Below are 15,188 nucleotides of genomic sequence, written 5' to 3'. Positions count from 1 at the left end.
CGGCGTGGGCACGGCGCAAGGGCGCCTTTGCCCACCCTACAATCTCAAAACGCCGTATAGCCGCCGTCGATCACGAACGTATCCGCGGTGTGATACGACGAGGCCTTGCTCATCAGATACACCGCGATGCCGCCGAAATCGGATGCCTCGCCGAAGCGGCGCATCGGAATGCGCGGCATCACATTGGCGACGAACTTCTCGTTGGCCATGATGCCCGCGGTCATGTCGCTCTTGATCCAGCCGGGCAGGATCGCATTCGCGGTGACGCCGTGGCGGGCGAGCTCGACACCGAGCGCGCGCACCAGCGCATTGATGGCGGCCTTGGTCGCGGCATAGTGCTCATTGCGTGCCGTGCCGAAGATCGAGGCGAGGCTCGAGGTCGCCACCAGCCGGCCGAATGGATCGCCGGCATTGGCGCGCTCGGTCATGTGCTTCGCGGCAGCCTGGAAGGCGTGGAACACGCCGTCGAGATTGGTCGCGAACATCGTGCGCCATTCTTCCTCGGTGCGCTCGATGAAGGATCTGCGGCCGCCGCCGCCGATGCCGGCATTGGCGAAGCAGCCGTCGACCCGGCCGAAAATGTCCAGCGTCGCCTTCATCGCGGCGTTGACGGAAGCAGGGTCGGTGACGTCGCAAACGCGGCTGTCGACCTTGCCTGATAGCCCGGCCATGCTCGCGGCAGCAGCCTTGTTCTTGTCAGCATTGCGGCCCCAGATCGAGACGTTGCAGCCCTGGCCCGCGAGCGCCTGCGCGATGCCGAGCCCAATACCGCCATTGCCGCCGGTGATCACGGCGACGCGGCCGGTGAGGTCGAAAAGGTTCATGGCGCGTTTCCTTTTTTTGGCGAGGTTCTCGGTGTGCCGCGCGTCAGCCGGTGCGCGCAAGATCGTGCGATATGACGGTGGGGTATGCTTTCGTCACCATGGACAAGAGCGCGCCAAAAATCAAATATGCGGCCCGGCAAAACTAATTCCGGCCTGCGAAACATCGCGGACCGCAACCGACGAGGAAACGATGCAGTTCAAACACGTCACGCTCGAATTCGATGGTTCGGTCGCGATCCTGAAGCTCGATCATCAGGAGGTGATGAACGCGGTCTCCGTGGACATGCTGGGCGGGCTCTCCGATGCGCTCGACGCGATCGAGGAGAAGAAGGACGATGTCCGCTGCGTCGTGCTGACCGGCGCGGGGCGCGCGTTCTGTACCGGTGCGAACCTCCAGGGCCGCAACGACCAGTCGAAGAAGACCAAGGCCGGCCTGACGCTCGAGACCGGCTTTCATCCGTTCCTGCGCCGCATCCGCAACCTGCATTGTCCGATCGTCACCGCCGTCAACGGCCCGGCTGCCGGCGCCGGCATGAGCTTCGCGTTGCTCGGCGACATGATTTTGTGCGCGCGATCGTCCTACTTCCTGCAGGCCTTCCGCCGCATCGGCCTCGTGCCGGATTGCGGCTCGACCTGGCTCTTGCCACGCCTGATCGGCAAGGCACGTTCGGTCGAGCTATCGCTGATGGGCGAGCGGCTGCCGGCCGAGAAGGCGCTCGAATGGGGCCTCGTCAACCGCGTCTACGACGACGGCGTGCTGATGGAGGAGGCAATGAAGCTTGCGCGTGATCTCGCGAGCGGCCCGACGGTCGCGCTGTCGCTGATCCGCAAGCTCTATTGGGATAGCTCCGAAAATTCTTTCGAGGATCAGCTCAATCTCGAATTCCAGAGCCAGCTGCGCGCCGGCGACACGCAGGACTTCCGTGAAGGCGTTGGCGCATTCCTGGAGAAGCGGCCCGCGCAGTTCAAAGGCAAATGATCGAGGGGGAGCTTTCCCGCAGCGTCCGGCGCTGGTGTCCCGGTGCGACCGGCGTCACTGGCGCCGCAAAACTGTCGGGCGGCGCCAGCCAGGAGACCTGGCGCTTCGACATCACGCATCCCGACGGGCCGATCGGCGCGATCCTGCGGCGTTCGCCGAAGGGTTATGGCGCGGCGCCGACGCGCGCTGCCGGTCTCGCGGCCGAAGCGCAGCTGATGCAACTCGCTTACGAGGCGGGTGTCCCGTCGCCGCGCGTGATGCATGTGCTGACGCCGGATGAGGATCTCGGCACCGGCTTCATCATGCAGCGGGTCGAGGGCGAGACCATCGCGCGCAAGATTCTTCGCGACGACGAGTTCGCGGCGGCGCGGCCATTGCTCGCGCGGCAGATCGGCGGCGTGCTTGCCGGCTTGCATGGATTGCCGCAGGACAAATTGCCCGAGCTGCGCAGCAGGTCCGCGACGCAGGAAATCTCCGAGTTCGATCGCGACTATCGCAGCCTGAATTGGCCCAAGCCCGTGTTCGAGCTGGCGTTGCGCTGGCTGCGCGACCACGATCCCGGCCCCTCGGCCGAGACCACGCTGGTGCACGGCGATTTCCGCAACGGCAATCTCATCATCGGCGCCGACGGCGTCCGTGCGGTGCTGGATTGGGAGCTCGCCCATCTCGGCGATCCCATGGAGGATCTCGGCTGGGTCTGCGTCAACTCCTGGCGCTTTGGCGAGATCGACAAGCCTGTCGGCGGCTTTGGCTCACGCGAGGAGCTGTTCGCTGGTTATGAGGCGGCAGGCCGCAAGGTCGATCCGTCGCGCGTGAAATTCTGGGAAGTGATGGGCACGCTGCGCTGGGGCATCATGTGTGGCGGCATGATGCAGCGGTTCCGCGAAGGGCCGGATCATTCCATGGAGCGCGCCATGATCGGCCGCCGCGCTAGCGAGACCGAGATTGATCTGCTGCGGCTCTTGGCGCCGCGGGGAGGCTAAGTATGCAGGACGAACCGACACCGATCGAGCTGAGCAAGGCCGTCGCCGATTTCCTCCGTAACGATATCACGCCGCTGATCTCGGGCCACCAGGCGTTCAAGCTGCGCGTCGCTATCAACATCCTCGACCTCGTCACGCGGCAGCTGACGCGGGAAGAGGGGAGCGATGCGAAGGAGGTCGAGCGCCTGCGCGCGCTGCTTGGCATGGACGGCTCGGTAACCGATCTCAACCGCGCGCTCGCCGAACGCATCGCGAAGGGTGAGGTTGACCTGACGACGCCGGGTCTCGCCGAGCATCTGTGGGCGACCACGATGGACAAGCTTGCCGTCGATCAGCCGAACTACGCGTCCTACAAGCGCGAGCTGTCGCGGGGCGGGTAGGCGAGGCCACCCCCACTGTCATTCCGGGGCGTCGCGTAGCGACGAGCCCGGAATCCATTTATCCACGCATTCTGCCGCCTGATGGATTCCGGGCTCGCGCCTCTCGGCGCGCCCCGGAATGACCGCGCAGTCCGTGGTCACTTCCCCACCCACTCCGGCGGCCGCTTCTCCGAGAATGCCTTCGGGCCCTCGATGTAGTCCTGCGACGCCACCATCGCCTTCACCGCCGGATATTCCCGCTGCTCCTCGATCGCCTGCTCCAGCGAAACTGCGAGGCCCTTCCGGATGGTCTGCTTCGACGCCCGGATCGACATCGGCGAGTTCTTGGTGATCATCTCCGCCCAGCGCAGCGCGCCCGCGAGCGCCTCGCCCTGCGGCACGACTTCGTTGACGAAGCCGAGCTCAAAACCCTCGGTGGCGCTGACATGGCGCGCGGTGAGGATCATGCCCATGGCGCGCTTCAGGCCGATCTGGCGTGGCAGGCGATGCAGGCCGCCGGCGAGTGCGGCAAGGCCGACGCGCGGTTCGGGCAGGGCGAAGGTCGCATTGTCAGACGCAATGATCAGGTCGCAGGCGAGCGCAATCTCGAAACCGCCGCCCATCGCGACGCCGTTGACCGCGGCGATGATCGGCTTGTCGCAGTCGAAGCGCGAGGTGAGGCCGGCGAAGCCGCCCTTGTCCCAGCCGCGCTTGCCGCCCGCGGCCTGCCACTTCAGATCGTTGCCGGCGCAGAACGCCTTGTCGCCGGCGCCGGTGACGATTGCGACCCATTGTTCGGGATCGGCCGAAAAATCGTCGAACACTTTTTGGAGCTCGAAATGCGCATCGATGTGCAGCGCGTTGTAGACCTCCGGCCGCGACAGCGTGACGACCGTGATCGGCCCCTTGCGTTCCACCTTTGAGAATTTCAGCTCCATCGCGCGCTCCCGCATTTTCTCGTGAAGGAATGTTGCGGCCATACTAGCGCGCCGGCGTTGTTCGACACCATCGAATTGCGCTGATGCGCCTTGCGTGCCTCACACGCCTCGGCTTGCTTGACTTCATGCGGCTCTTCTCACCTTAATCGTGCGAAGCAGAAACGCGCCTAGCGCCTTAACGCAAAACGATAAAATCATCCGGGAGAGAACCGTGGATTTCTCACTGCCTGCCGATCTCGTCGCCTATCTCGGAGAGCTCGATCGTTTTATCGAACGCGAGATCAAGCCGCTCGAACTGGCCGACGACAACATCCGCTTCTTCGATCATCGCCGCGAATGGGCGCGCACTGATTTCGAGAATGGCGGCCTGCCGCGCCACGAATGGGAGGCGTTGCTGCGCAAGGCCAAGGATCTTGCCGATGCCGCGGGTCATCTGCGCTTTCCCGTGCCGAAACAATATGGCGGCAAGGACGGCTCCAATCTCTGGATGGCCGTGATCCGCGAGCATTTTGCTGCGAAGGGCCTCGGCCTGCACAACGATCTTCAGAACGAGCATTCCGTCGTCGGCAATTTCCCTGTCGTCACCATGCTCGACCGCTACGGCCGCGACGACCAGAAGGCGATGATCGACGGCTCGATCAAGGGCAAGTACCGCATCACGTTTGGATTGACCGAGCCGCATCACGGCTCGGACGCCACCCACATGGAGACCCGCGCGGTGCCCGCTGTCCGCGACAACGTCAAGGGCTGGGTCATCAACGGTGAGAAGATGTGGACCACCGGCATGCATGTCGCCACGCATTGCGCGCTGTTTGCGCGCACGTCGGGCAATGACGGCGATGCCCGCGGCATCACCTGCTTCCTGGTGCCGGCCAAGAGCCTCGGCGTGAAGGTCGAGGAATACATGTGGACCTTCAACATGCCGACCGATCATCCCCGTGTCAGCTTTACCGACGTGTTCGTGCCCGAGGATGCGCAGTTCGGCGAGGTCGGCCGCGGCCTGTCCTTGGCGCAATGTTTCGTCCACCAGAATCGCATCCGCCAGGCCGCAAGCTCGCTGGGAGCTGCGGTTTACTGCATCAACGAGAGCGTGAAATACGCGCGCGAGCGAAAGCCGTTCGGCAAGGCGCTGGCCGAGAACCAGGCGATCCAGTTTCCGCTGGTCGAGCTCGCCACGCAGGCCGAGATGCTGCGCCTGTTGATCCGCAAGACCGCCTGGGAGATGGACCAGCTCAACGAGGAGCAGATCGAGCGCACGCTCTCCGACCGCGTCTCCATGTGCAACTATTGGGCAAACCGGCTTTGCTGTGAATCGGCCGACCGCGCGATGCAGGTCCACGGCGGCATGGGCTACTCACGCCACAAGCCGTTTGAGCACATCTATCGCCACCACCGCCGCTACCGCATCACCGAAGGCAGCGAAGAGATCCAGATGCGGAAAGTGGCGGGGTTCCTGTTCGGGTATATGGGGCCGGGGAAGCATTAGCCCCATGTCGTCCTGGCGAAAGCCAGGACCCATTACCCCAGGGAGGAGTTTGGGGCTGGCGGGTAGTCATCAGCCTTCGCGAAACTCAATTCGGTGACAATGGGTCCTGGATCTGCGCTTCGCTCCGCTACGCTTGTCCAGGACGACGATGTGAATGAGGCGGCATCAATTCACCCGCCGATCCTTCCCCGCCCAATACGGCTCCCTCAACTGTCGCCGCAGAATCTTGCCTGACGGATTCCTCGGCAGCGCCGGCAGAAACTCCACGCTCTTCGGCGTCTTGAAGCCGGCGATGCGCGTCCGGGTGAAGTTGATGAGGTCGGTGGCGGTCGCCTCCTTGCCTGGCTTCATCACCACGACGGCCTTCACCGCCTCGCCCCATTTGTCATCGGGGATGCCGATCACGGCGGCCTCGGCCACGTCAGGATGGTCGCACAGCGCGCTCTCCACCTCGGCCGGGTAGATGTTCTCGCCGCCGGAGATGATCATGTCCTTGATGCGATCGTGGATGTAGAGGTAGCCGTCCTCGTCCATGTAGCCGGCATCGCCGGTGCGCAGCCAGCCGTCGCCGCGCAGCGTCGCGGCGGTCGCCTCCGGTAGGTTCCAGTAGCCGGCCATGTTGGAGCCCGAGCGCGTCGCGATCTCGCCGACCTGACGCGGCGGCAGCGGCTTGCCGTCGGCATCCAGGATGGCGATCTCGACGCCCGGCAGCGCCTTGCCGGCCGAGCGCATCCGCTCGAGGCCCTCGACGTGATCCTCCGGCGGCAGCGCGACGATCGTGCCCGTCGTCTCGGTCATGCCGTACATCTGCACGAAGCCGCACTTGAAGACCTCGATGCATTCCTTCAGCAGCGCCGCCGGAATCGGCGAGGCGCCGTACAGCATGTATTTCAGCCTGGAGAAGTCGACCGTCTTGGCGCGCGGCTGCCGCACCACGAACTGCATTGCCGCCGGCACCATGAACAGTTTCGTGATGCCCGACTGCTCGAAGAAATCCAGCACCTTGGTCGGATCGAATTCGCGCGCAATGACGCCGCGGGCACCGTGATACAGCCCCATCACGCCCCAGCCGGAGCCGCCGATATGGAAGATCGGCATCGCGACCAGCGAGACGTCGTCGGTCGACCACCGGTTCCATTCCGGCTTGTCCTCGGCATTGCCCGTCTGCACCAGGTTGAGGAAGTTCGCGTGGCTCAGCATCGCGCCCTTCGGCTTGCCGGTGGTGCCCGACGTGTAGAGCTGGATCGCAATGTCTTTGGTGTCGATCGCAACCTTCGGGTCGTCACCGCTCTGCGCATCGCGCCAGGGCTTAAAATCCTGCCATTCCGGTGCGCCGCCTTCAGTCGTGATAATGGTGTGCACGCCCGGCAGCTTTTCCTTGATCTGGTGCACCAGCGTGATGAACTCCGGCCCGACGAACAGCACCGGCGCCCTGCAGTCACCAACGATGAAGGCGACCTCGGGTCCGGCGAGCCGCCAGTTCACCGGCGCCATCACCACGCCGGCCTTGATCGCGCCCATCAGCAATTCGAAATAGATGTCGCTGTTCTTGCCGAGATAGGCGATGCGGTCGCCCTTCTTCACGCCGATCGCGATCAGCGCATTGGCGACCTTGTTGGTCTTGATGTCGAATTCGGCAAAGCTGGTGACGCGGCCCTCGAACTCATAGGCAATGGCGTTGCCGCGGCTCGTCGCGCGCTGGCGCACCATCTCGGCGAGGTTTGCCAATGGCTGTGTGGACATGTTTCTCCCGTGACGTCTGTTCTTATGTCGCGGAGTGTGGCGTCATCCGCGGGTGAAGACAAGGTGGACTCCTCCGTCGTCCCGGACAAGCGCGGTCTCGTGTCCCGGACGCGCTGCAGCGCCCTTTGCGCTGCTGCGCAGAGCCGGGACCCATTCTTTTGTGTGCGCCGAGAGATGGGCCCCGGCTCAGCAGCGCACCACGCCGCACCGGACGATGCTTCGCATCGCCGGGGGCGTGCTGCGCTGCGTCCGGGGCACGAGATTACCCCCGCTTCGCGCGATCCTTCTCGTTCTGCGCCATGATGCTTTCGCGCGCGGTCTTCCAGTCGTCGTCGCTCCAGTCGCGGAGCTGGTAGAAATTGCCGCCCATGGCGAGCGCCTGCGCGCCGTCCATGGCGATGGTCTCGCCGGTGATCCAGTCGCAGCCGCCGGAGATCAGGAACACGGCGAGGTTCTGCAATTCCTCCATGGTGCCGACGCGGCCCATCGGGTTCATCGCCTTGGTGCGCGCGCCGGCCTCGTCGCCCGGCTTGATGCGCTTGCTCATGCCCTCGGTCGGGATCTCGCCTGGCGCGATGGTGTTGAGGCGGATGCCGTAGCGGCCCCATTCGGTCGCGAGCGACATCGTCATGGCGTGGATCGCCGATTTGCTCATCGCCGACGGCACCACATAGGGCGAGCCGTTGCGCACCCAGGTGACGGTGATCGACACGACGTTGCCGGGCTGCTTCAGCGCGATCCAGCGCTTGCCGACGGCATGGGTCACATAGAACGTGCCGTGCATGACGATGTTGGCGACGGCATCGAAACCGCGCGGCGAGAGCTCTTCCGTGCGCGAGATGAAATTGCCGGCGGCGTTGTTGATGAGATCGGTGAGCGGCGCATCGCGAAAGATGTTGTCGACCATCTCCTCGACCGCGAGCGAATTGCGGATGTCGACACCGTGGCTGGTGACGCGGCCGCCATATTCACCCATCAGCTCGATCGCGGTCTCGTCGCAGACGATCTTGCGCCGGCCGCAGATATGCACCTCGGCGCCGAGCTGGAGGAAGCGGGCTGCCATGGATTTGCCGAGCCCGGTGCCGCCGCCGGTCACGAGAATGCGCCGGCCAGCCAGAAGATTTTCCTTGAACATGGCTGTATCTCCCGTACGGATTGTCAGTTAATTGGTCGATTGACTAAATCTGGCCGCCCGCTTTCTGTAAAGCGGCACCGAACAAGAACAGGGAGAATTCATCCATGGAAGAGCGCGTCTCGATTTCGATCTCCGAAGGCGTCGCCGACGTGCGCCTGGTGCGCGCGGACAAGATGAATGCGCTCGATCAGGCCATGTTCGAGGCCCTTGTTGCGGCAACCGAGCGGCTTTCGACGGAGAAAGGCGTGCGCGTCGTCGTGCTGTCCGGCGAGGGCCGCGCCTTCTGCGCCGGTCTCGACATGGGACGTTTTGCAGCCATGAAGGAGAAGGGCGGTAACGGAATTCCGGGTGGCGAAAATCGCGATCTCACCAAGCGGACGCATGGCCAGGCGAACTTCCCACAACAGGCCGTGTGGGGATGGCGCCAGCTTCCGGTTCCCGTGATCGCGGCGGTGCATGGCGTCGCGTTCGGCGGCGGCTTCCAGCTCTCGCTCGGCGCCGACATGCGTTTCCTCAGCCCCGATGCGCGGATGTCGATCATGGAAATCAAATGGGGCCTCGTCCCTGATATGGCAGGCACGCCGATCCTGGCCTCGCTCGTGCGCGACGACATCCTGCGCGATCTCACCTATACAGGGCGCATCTTCTCCGCGCAGGAGGCGATGACTTACGGTCTCGCCACCCGCATTTGCGATGACCCGCGCGCAGCTGCGCTCGAAGTCGCACGCGAGATCGCCGGCAAGAGCCCCGATGCGATCCGCGCGGCCAAGCGGCTGCTGAACAATCTCTCGGTCGATCCCGGTCCGGCGCTGCTGGCTGAGTCCGTCGAGCAGCAGAAGCTGATCGGCAGCGCGAACCAGACCGAGGCTGTGCGGTCGAATCTGGAGAAACGTGCGGCGAAGTATGCGGATTGAGGTCGTCATTCCGGGATACGCCGCAGGCGCAGGCCCGGAATCCATCGCGCCTCATCGTCCGCTGTGAAATGGATTCCGGGTTCGATGCTTCGCGTCGCCCCGGAATGACAGCAACTCACAACAAAGAAAAACAAGAATGAGCGAAACGTCCCCATTCCTCGGCATCGTCTCCGGCGATCGCCGCCGCACCCATTCCGAAGTCGCGGCTCGCGCCGACCGTATCGCATCCGGCCTCGCCAGGATCGGCGTCCAGCAAGGCGATTGCGTCTGCATGCTGATGCGCAACGACATCGCCTTCCTCGAGGCTGCCTACGCCGCGATGCGGCTCGGCGCCTATGGCGTGCCGATCAACTGGCATTTCAAGCCCGAGGAGATCAACTACATCCTCGGTGATACCGGCACATCCGTGCTGATCGGTCACGCCGACATGTTGCATGCCTTGCGCGACGCGATCCCGAAAGGCGTGACCGTGCTCAGCGTGCCGACGCCGCCGGAAATCCTGAGAAACTACAAGATCGATCCCGATCACCTGAAGACGCCGGACTTCGCGATCGATTTCGAATCCTGGCTCGCGCAATTCCAGCCCTATGACGGCCCGGTCGTGCCGCAGCCGATGAACATGATCTACACCTCAGGCACCACAGGCCATCCCAAGGGCGTGCGGCGTAACGCGCCGACGCCGGAGCAACAGGCCGCCGGCGAGCGCATGCGCGCAATGATCTATGGGCTCAAGCCGGGAGCCCGCGCGATCCTGCCGGGGCCGCTCTACCATTCCGCGCCGAATTCGTTCGGCATCCGCGCCGGCAAGCTCGGCGGCGTGCTGGTGCTGATGCCGCGCTTTGAGGCGGAAGATTTTCTGCAGCTGATCGAGCGCTACAAGGTCGACACCATCTTCATGGTGCCGACCATGTTCATCCGCCTGATGAAGCTGCCGGAGGAGGTCCGCAAGAAATACGACGTCTCTTCGCTGCGCCACATCATCCACGCGGCCGCGCCCTGTCCGGCGGACGTCAAGCGCGCCATGATCGAATGGTGGGGGCCGGTGATCTACGAATTCTACGGCTCGACCGAATCCAGCGCCGTCACCTTCGCGACGTCGGAGGACGCACTCAAGAAGCCCGGTACGGTCGGTAAGATCTCGCCCGGCGCCGAATTACGTTTCATCGGCGATGACGGTCGCGTGCTTGGTGTCGGCGAAATCGGCGAGATCTATTCGCGCATGCCTGCAATGGCCGACTTCACCTATCACAACAAGCCCGAGAAGCGCGCAGAGATCGACCGCGACGGGTTCATCACCTCGGGCGACGTCGGCTATATCGACGAGGACGGCTACGTCTTCATCTGCGACCGCAAGCGCGACATGGTGATCTCTGGCGGCGTCAACATCTATCCGGCCGAGATCGAGTCGGTGCTGCACGCGGTGCCTGGCGTGCATGATTGCGCTGTGTTCGGCATCCCCGATGCCGAGTTCGGCGAGGCGCTGATGGCGGTGGTCGAGCCGCAGCCGGGCGTAACGCTCGACGCCGCGGGCATCCGTGCGCGGCTCAAGAGCTCGCTCGCCGATTACAAGGTCCCAAAACACATCGAGATCCGCACGGGACTGCCGCGCGAAGATTCCGGAAAAATCTTCAAGCGCCGGCTCCGCGATCCCTATTGGGAGCAGGCGGGACGCAGGATCTGACAATTCGAGGAGCGACACATGACCGACGCCGAAAACGAAGTCCTTTACGAGGTCGCCGATCACATCGCGACCATCACGCTGAACGCGCCGGAGCGGATGAATACGATCTCCGGCCCGATGCTGAACGACCTCGCGCGGCTCTTGACCGAGGCCAATGAGGACAAGAATGTCCGCGTGGTGATTCTCACCGGCAGGGGCAGGGCGTTCTGCGCCGGCCTCGATCTCCGCAGGGAGCGCGACGGCAATGGCCTCAGCGCGGCGTCCTCGCCGACGACGATCAATCTGCGCAACACGCCGCCGACGGTGTTGCAGGCGATGGACAAGCCGACCATCTGCGCCGTCAATGGCGGCGCGGCCGGTTACGGCATGGACACCGCGCTTGGCTGCGACATCCGCATCATGGCGGAATCCTCAAAGCTCGCCGCCGCCTTCGTCAAGCGCGGCGTGGTGCCGGAATCCGGCGGCACCTGGCTGTTGCCGCGCATGCTCGGCTGGGCCAAGGCCTCCGAGCTGATTTTTACCGGCCGCACGCTGAGCGCGCGCGAGTGCCTGGACTGGGGCCTTGCCAACGAGGTCGTGCCGGATGCCGAGCTGATGACCCGCGCGTACGCCGTCGCCCGCGAGATTGCCGCCAACGCGCCGCTCGCGGTGCAGGCCTCCAAGCGTATGATGCGGATGGGCCTGAACGAGAACTTCCACGACCACGTCCATCACGTCTATCTCCAACTGCTGCCGCTGTTCAAGACGCAGGACATGGCCGAGGGCATGAAGGCTTTCATGGAGAAGCGCGCGCCGAAATTCGAGGGACGGTAGGCGTCAGCGGCTGGCACCCGCTGGAGTAGCAATCATCGATCGGCTCGGCTAGGTTGGCATCTACGTCTCCTCCTGCTTGCGATCGCCAATGCCCTCATATCGTGCCAGCTTCTTCGAAACCCCTCATGCGGCCGTCTACGCGCTGATGACGGTGACGGTCCTCGCGTCGGGGTTTTGCTTCATCCAGGCGGGCGGTCCGGCGGCTTCGTCGGAGCTGCTCTATCGCTACGGCGGCATGTATTCGACCGCCATCGCGCGTCATGAGTATTGGCGCCTGCTCGCCTACGGCTTCCTGCACGTCAATTTCGTCCACCTTACCATGAACATGTTGTGTCTGGTGCTGTGGGGCGGACATCTCGAGCGACGGGTGGGGCCGGCCTATTTCCTCATCATCTATCTCTGCGCGATGGTATTCGGCGCCATCGTTGGCAACGGCATTCATTCCACGCCTTACTTGACGGTCGGCGCATCCGGCGCCACGTCCGGCGTCCTGGGCGCGCTGTTGTGCCTCTGGATTCTCGGCAAGCTCGACGTCAGCTTCGACTTCTTCGCGATCAATATCGGATTGAACATCGCATTTGCGTTCAGCAATTCGCGGATCGACTGGGGCGTCCATCTCGGTGGCTTTGCGGCGGGGCTGATCGCCTGCGCACTGCTCGACCTCGTCGAAAAGGCGAATCCTTACGCGCTGCGCTGCAAGTTCCCCGAAGTCGTGAAGGTCAATCTGACCCTGCTTGCCTGTGTCGCGGCACTATGGGCCTGGAGCGGTCAGGCTCAGGCCATCGCCGCCGGAGTATCCGGTTGGGGCATGGCCATCGTCGCCGTGATCGCGTGTTGTGCAGTCGTGAAACTGGCCGATCTCGCGCTCTCCATGAAGAAGGGTCTTGCGATCGTCGTGACGGCTTTGGCCGTGGCGAACGCTGCCGCCGTGATGCTTTCCGGTTGGACTCTGGCATCGTCTTGCACACCGCGCTGGCCGACGGGGTCCGTTCCACTGGATAATTTTCTTGTCACATTCTGTCCTAATCTTGTTCTCATTTCCGGCCTTGCGGCGATCTGTGCCGCGGCGGTCACGCTTTGGCTCTGTTCGAACGAGATGTCGCGCGGCATCGCAGATGTTGGATTTGTCGGAACATCGCTGCGCGCTGAACGTAACCGGCGTCATGGACTATGACTGCGGAGGTCGTGCTATAAGAGGGCCCATTGCCCTCCGGATGGTCCCAAGGTTCTCAAACTCATGTCCCCAGTTTCCATCTTGCTCAACCTGATCTGGATTCTCATCGGCGGTGCCTGGATGGCATTCGGTTGGCTGGTGGCGTCCGTCATCATGGCCATCACCATCATCGGCCTGCCCTGGGCGCGGGCGGCGTTCAACATCGCCATTTACACGCTGCTGCCGTTCGGCTCGCGCGCGGTCAACCGCGACGAGGTTACCGGCATGAGCGATATCGGCACGGGCGCCCTCGGCGTGATCGGCAACATCATCTGGTTCGTGCTGGCCGGCTGGTGGCTGGCGCTCGGCCACCTCCTGACCGCCGTGCTCTATGCGATCACCATCATCGGCCTTCCCTTCGCCTGGGCGCATCTGAAGCTCGCGGGCATCGCGCTCTGGCCGATCGGCAAGGTGATCGTGCCGGCGTAGGGCGTGACCTCGTAGGATGGGTAGAGCGAAGCGAAACCCATCAATCCGTCTGCCTATGACGAAGCATGATGGGTTTCGCTTCGCTCTACCCATCCTACACGCTACTGACGTCGGCGCAGCCGTGAACCGAGCGTGACGCTCATAGTTGCTTGCGCATGATAACGAGGGTGTCAGTTTGGTCGCTTTGGGCAAATCCAGCGGCCTCATACACGCGACGCGCTCGAGGATTGTAGGTTCTGACGCGAAGACGTAGAGCGCGAGCTCCGAGTGTCTTGGCCTCAAGCTCGACCAGGGTCATTAGCAGAATGCCAAGCCCGCGGCCGCGGTAATGCGGTTTGATGAACACGTATGACAGCGCTAACGTTTCCGCTTCATCAGTCTCCAGCAAAGCAACGTGCCCGATTATCTGGCCGTCGAAAGCCACGAAATACGATCGGTTTCCGGGATGCGATGATAGCCTTTCGCCCCATTGCTCTCGATCGAACGGGAACCTCGCTTCCGGCCACACCAACAGCAGATCGTCCTTATCGAAGAGCAGCGCGCCTAGCCTGTCGAAATCTGGAGGATTGTTCGATACGAGCTTCATCATAGGCGATCCTGGCGGGCGGTGGACTGAGCTGATCCAGAACTGAGATCATTGTCTGATGGTTCGGGAATGTCGAGGTCACTTATAACCCGCCGCTGTACGTTTCCCAGGGACGGCTGAACGCTCAAATGGATCTGCTCCGAGCGCTGAACCCATCGATCACGCCGCGGCATTTCTGCCGCACAATGCGCAATTCACGGGGGACGGCCACGCAATGCCAGCCCACCATGCACACTATGCCTCGCGTTGACCGACGGGCGAAACACGCCACATGTGGGTCAACGACGGTGCTGCAAATATTCTGATTGACCGAATTCATGTCTTCGGTTAAACCGCATTCCATCCCGGCCCGTCAAAGGGACGTTTCGCGATCGTCACGATACGTAGGCCGGGACGCGATGGACGCGGCAGCGCCGGCGCGTGACGGGATGGCAGGGCGGGAAATCCCCGTGAGCCATCACGATCCGCGGGATCGACACGGCGCGGTCACAGCGTTCCTTTCGGCTTCGGGGGCGAGCACGCGCGAGCGTCCGAATGTTCCGGGAGGGGCGTCCGCGGACGGCAAAAGCGTGTGGTCCTGGCGCCCGGAGTCTGTGCGTCAAGCCTTGCGGTGATGCGGCGGCCCGACCGGACCGCGCGCATCGGTCATTCGCGAGGCGACGGGGGCAAGAGTGCATCGCTCCCCGGGGAGAGCGCGCCATAAGCCGTAAAACCATTGCGCAGGGAAGGCCGGGATGTCCCGGCGTCACCTGTGGTCACCCCGCGTGCGTTTTTCGTATGCGGACCCTGGGTGCCAGCCGGCGCCCGGCCTTCCCTGCGCCCTTTCTTCTCGAGAGGTGCGAAACGGACAGCAAAGCTTCGGGCGCCTGCGCCGCGAGACCGATGACGCGTGTCTGTTGATGACGCCAGTTATATTCTCGTGCCCCGGACGCAGCGCAGCGCGCCGCGTCTTCGCGGCGTGGTGCGCTGCAGAGCCGGGGCCCATATCGCGGCAATGCGCTCTGCAGCGCCTGGGTCCCTGTGTGTGGAAAGTCTGTCATGATGGCGGTGGGCGGGAAGCCGTTGGGTCCTTGGCGCTTGACGCCGTGATCCGGCCCGGTCTCCC

14 protein-coding genes are annotated in these 15,188 nt (G+C 63.7%); 9 read left to right on the top strand and 5 right to left on the bottom strand.

What is annotated here, in order from left to right; genetic code table 11:
• Positions 1 to 44: 44 nt before the first annotated feature.
• Positions 45 to 824, bottom strand: a complete 780-nt coding sequence (locus M2427_RS05730; protein WP_280705236.1) for an SDR family oxidoreductase — start codon at positions 822 to 824, stop codon at positions 45 to 47.
• Between the two features lie 190 nt (positions 825 to 1,014).
• Here M2427_RS05730 and M2427_RS05725 point away from each other — a divergent pair, with 190 nt between their 5' ends.
• The 3 genes from M2427_RS05725 to M2427_RS05715 are packed head-to-tail and all read left to right on the top strand — an operon-like array spanning position 1,015 to position 3,166.
• Entirely contained in the window at positions 1,015 to 1,803 is a 789-nt protein-coding gene (locus tag M2427_RS05725; protein ID WP_280705235.1) for an enoyl-CoA hydratase/isomerase, read from the top strand.
• On the top strand, positions 1,800 to 2,786 hold the full coding sequence (locus M2427_RS05720; protein WP_280705234.1) for a phosphotransferase family protein: 987 nt from the start codon (positions 1,800 to 1,802) through the stop codon (positions 2,784 to 2,786). Before M2427_RS05725 ends, M2427_RS05720 begins: the two co-directional genes overlap by 4 nt.
• Positions 2,787 to 2,788: 2 nt before the next feature.
• A complete protein-coding gene (locus M2427_RS05715; protein WP_280705233.1) occupies positions 2,789 to 3,166 on the top strand; it encodes a DUF6285 domain-containing protein in 378 nt (125 codons plus the stop codon).
• A gap of 137 nt (positions 3,167 to 3,303) precedes the next feature.
• On the opposite strand, the gene M2427_RS05710 is transcribed toward M2427_RS05715, so the two are convergent.
• Positions 3,304 to 4,083 carry an enoyl-CoA hydratase-related protein gene (locus M2427_RS05710; RefSeq protein ID WP_280705232.1) on the bottom strand — a complete coding sequence of 260 codons (780 nt, stop codon included), beginning with the start codon at positions 4,081 to 4,083 and terminating at the stop codon, positions 3,304 to 3,306.
• 211 nt (positions 4,084 to 4,294) lie between these two features.
• Between M2427_RS05710 and M2427_RS05705 the strand changes: the two genes are divergently transcribed.
• Positions 4,295 to 5,569 (top strand): acyl-CoA dehydrogenase family protein, encoded by a 1,275-nt coding sequence (locus tag M2427_RS05705; protein WP_280705231.1) that lies wholly within the window; start codon positions 4,295 to 4,297, stop codon positions 5,567 to 5,569.
• A gap of 165 nt (positions 5,570 to 5,734) precedes the next feature.
• On the opposite strand, the gene M2427_RS05700 is transcribed toward M2427_RS05705, so the two are convergent.
• A complete protein-coding gene (locus M2427_RS05700; RefSeq protein ID WP_280705230.1) occupies positions 5,735 to 7,312 on the bottom strand; it encodes a fatty acid--CoA ligase in 1,578 nt (525 codons plus the stop codon).
• A 262-nt stretch (positions 7,313 to 7,574) separates the two neighbouring features.
• Complete coding sequence (locus M2427_RS05695) at positions 7,575 to 8,447, bottom strand: SDR family oxidoreductase (RefSeq protein WP_280705229.1); 873 nt, start codon at positions 8,445 to 8,447, stop codon at positions 7,575 to 7,577.
• Positions 8,448 to 8,551: 104 nt separating this feature from the next.
• Between M2427_RS05695 and M2427_RS05690 the strand changes: the two genes are divergently transcribed.
• From M2427_RS05690 to M2427_RS05670, 5 genes are all read left to right on the top strand, one after another.
• A complete protein-coding gene (locus M2427_RS05690) occupies positions 8,552 to 9,361 on the top strand; it encodes a crotonase/enoyl-CoA hydratase family protein (protein ID WP_280705228.1) in 810 nt (269 codons plus the stop codon).
• 136 nt (positions 9,362 to 9,497) lie between these two features.
• Complete coding sequence (locus M2427_RS05685; protein ID WP_280705227.1) at positions 9,498 to 11,042, top strand: acyl-CoA synthetase; 1,545 nt, start codon at positions 9,498 to 9,500, stop codon at positions 11,040 to 11,042.
• Positions 11,043 to 11,060: 18 nt separating this feature from the next.
• Positions 11,061 to 11,855: an enoyl-CoA hydratase-related protein gene (locus tag M2427_RS05680; protein WP_280705226.1), complete on the top strand. Its 795-nt coding sequence runs from the start codon at positions 11,061 to 11,063 to the stop codon at positions 11,853 to 11,855.
• Between the two features lie 88 nt (positions 11,856 to 11,943).
• On the top strand, positions 11,944 to 13,029 hold the full coding sequence (locus M2427_RS05675; RefSeq protein WP_280705225.1) for a rhomboid family intramembrane serine protease: 1,086 nt from the start codon (positions 11,944 to 11,946) through the stop codon (positions 13,027 to 13,029).
• Positions 13,030 to 13,092: 63 nt separating this feature from the next.
• Positions 13,093 to 13,497 (top strand): YccF domain-containing protein, encoded by a 405-nt coding sequence (locus tag M2427_RS05670; RefSeq protein ID WP_280705224.1) that lies wholly within the window; start codon positions 13,093 to 13,095, stop codon positions 13,495 to 13,497.
• Between the two features lie 139 nt (positions 13,498 to 13,636).
• On the opposite strand, the gene M2427_RS05665 is transcribed toward M2427_RS05670, so the two are convergent.
• Positions 13,637 to 14,086 carry a GNAT family N-acetyltransferase gene (locus tag M2427_RS05665; RefSeq protein ID WP_280705223.1) on the bottom strand — a complete coding sequence of 150 codons (450 nt, stop codon included), beginning with the start codon at positions 14,084 to 14,086 and terminating at the stop codon, positions 13,637 to 13,639.
• Between the last annotated feature and the right edge of the window lie 1,102 nt (positions 14,087 to 15,188).

The sequence above is a fragment of the Bradyrhizobium sp. BR13661 genome, from assembly GCF_029892425.1.
Taxonomy (GTDB): Bacteria; Pseudomonadota; Alphaproteobacteria; order Rhizobiales; family Xanthobacteraceae; genus Bradyrhizobium.
Note: the sequence above shows the minus strand (reverse complement) of the source record. Positions and strands in the feature narration are given on the sequence as shown.